Origin of the sequence: Fibrobacter sp. (genome assembly GCA_024399065.1) — a bacterium.
Lineage (GTDB): Bacteria > Fibrobacterota > Fibrobacteria > Fibrobacterales > Fibrobacteraceae > Fibrobacter.
On the sequence record JAKSIB010000085.1, the window covers coordinates 1 to 1,895 of the forward strand.

The window sequence follows — 1,895 nt, forward strand, 5'->3', positions numbered from 1 at the left end:
CCGCGAAGGTGGCCGTACTGTTGGTGCTGGCTCCGTAACCGAAATCATCAAGTAAGGAATTTACAATGGCTGGTGAACGCATTCGTATTCGCTTGAAGAGCTTCGATCATCGCATGATCGACCGCTCTGCTCAAGACATCGTGAATACAGCTAAGAACACTGGTGCCCGCATTGCTGGCCCCATCCCTCTTCCGACGAAGATCCAGAAGTATACGGTGCTCCGCTCTCCGCATATTGACAAGACTTCTCGTGAACAGTTCGAATCCCGTACGCACAAGCGTCTTATCGACATCCTTGATGCTACTCCGCAGACTGTAGATTCCCTCATGAAACTTGACTTGCCGGCAGGCGTTGAAGTCGAAATTAAGGTTTAATAACAATGAACGGTATTCTCGCAAAGAAATTGGGAATGACCCAAGTATTCACGGAACAGGGCGAATGCGTTCCTGTAACGGTTCTCGAAGCCGGTCCGTGCGTGGTTGTTTCCCACAAGACAGAAGAGAAGGACGGCTATACTGCTGTCCAGATCGGCTTTGGTCTCAAGAAGGAACAGCGTGCCAATAAGGCAGAAATCGGCCACTTTAAGAAGGCTGACGTTGCTGTTCGTGAACACCTCGCTGAATTTGATGTCGCTGATCTCGAATCCTGGCCGGTTGGCAAGGAATTCGGTGCTGCCGACTTCGCTGACGTTAAGGTCGTCAACGTTTCCGGTATCTCCAAGGGTCACGGCTTCTCTGGTACCATCAAGCGCCACAACTTCCACAGCGGTCCTCGTTCCCACGGTACTCACAATATGCGTGAACCGGGTGGTACTTCCGCTCACTCCTATCCGGGTCGTGTTTTCCCGGGTAAGCGCATGGCTGGCCAGTTCGGTAACAAGAAGGTTACCGTTAAGCACCTCCAGGTCGTCAAAGTTGATGGCGACCGCAACCTGATCTTCGTCCGCGGCGCAGTCCCGGGTGCTAAGAACAGCATTATCGTGGTGAGGAAAGACTAATGGCATCTGCAAAGCTTTTCGCCGCTACCGGCGATTTTAAGAATGATATTCAGCTCCCGGCAATGTTCGATGCAGAAGTCAACAAGGTCTGCATGTACTTGCACATCAAGGCTATCTTGAACAATCAGCGTCAGGGCAATGCCAAGACCAAGACCAAGTCCGAAGTTTCCGGCGGTGGTCAGAAGCCTTGGAAGCAGAAGGGCACCGGTCGTGCTCGTTCTGGTCAGAACACCTCTGCTGTTTGGGTTCGTGGTGCTAAGGCTCATGGCCCGAAGGTTCATGACTACTTCGAAAAGGTTAACAAGAAGGTCAAGAAGATCGCTTTCCACTCTGCTCTTGCTGCTAAGGCTGCTGAAGGCAAGGTGATGGTGTTCGAAGCTCTCAGCTTCGCTGCTCCGAAGACTAAGGATCTCCTCTCCGTTCTCGTTAAGGCTGGTTTGGAACAGCGCAACGCTCTCTTCATCGTGAGCGAAAAGGACGCTAACCTCTACCTGTCCTCCAACAACATTCCTTGGTGCCGTTGCGCACGCGTTGCCGATGTCAACACTTATGATGTCGTCCGTGCTAACAACGTCGTCATCTCTCAGGCTGCTCTTGCAGAACTTGAAGGAGGCCGCTAATGGCTGAAATTCACGAAATTCTGGTTGCTCCGCACATCACCGAAGAAACTGCCAAGATCATGGTTGCTTCTAAGGATGTGAAGAAGTACGTTTTCAAGGTTGCCAAGTCCGCCTCTAAGGAAGATATCAAGTCCGCTATTGAAAAGCGTTTCAACGTTCAGGTTGAATCCGTCAATACCTTGATCAACCGTGGTAAGCTCAAGCGCATGCGCATGGGCATGGCTGCTGGCAAGAAGTCCAACTGGAAGAAGGCCTACATCACTTTGAAGGCCGGTCAG

4 protein-coding genes are annotated in these 1,895 nt (G+C 51.5%); all 4 read left to right on the plus strand.

Translation table 11 applies throughout. From position 1 onward, the window contains the following. Positions 1 to 65: 65 nt before the first annotated feature. The gene (rpsJ, locus tag MJZ25_16515) at positions 66 to 374 is read left to right on the plus strand and encodes a 30S ribosomal protein S10 (protein ID MCQ2125772.1); all 309 of its coding nucleotides are present in this window, start codon (positions 66 to 68) and stop codon (positions 372 to 374) included. 5 nt (positions 375 to 379) lie between these two features. Beyond that, positions 380 to 997 carry a 50S ribosomal protein L3 gene (rplC, locus tag MJZ25_16520; protein ID MCQ2125773.1) on the plus strand — a complete coding sequence of 206 codons (618 nt, stop codon included), beginning with the start codon at positions 380 to 382 and terminating at the stop codon, positions 995 to 997. Next, positions 997 to 1,617, plus strand: a complete 621-nt coding sequence (gene rplD / locus MJZ25_16525) for a 50S ribosomal protein L4 (GenBank protein MCQ2125774.1) — start codon at positions 997 to 999, stop codon at positions 1,615 to 1,617. The genes rplC and rplD overlap by 1 nt, the downstream gene beginning before the upstream one ends. Then, a partial coding sequence (gene rplW, locus MJZ25_16530) for a 50S ribosomal protein L23 (protein MCQ2125775.1) occupies positions 1,617 to 1,895 on the plus strand: 279 nt, incomplete at its 3' end. The genes rplD and rplW, both read left to right, overlap by 1 nt.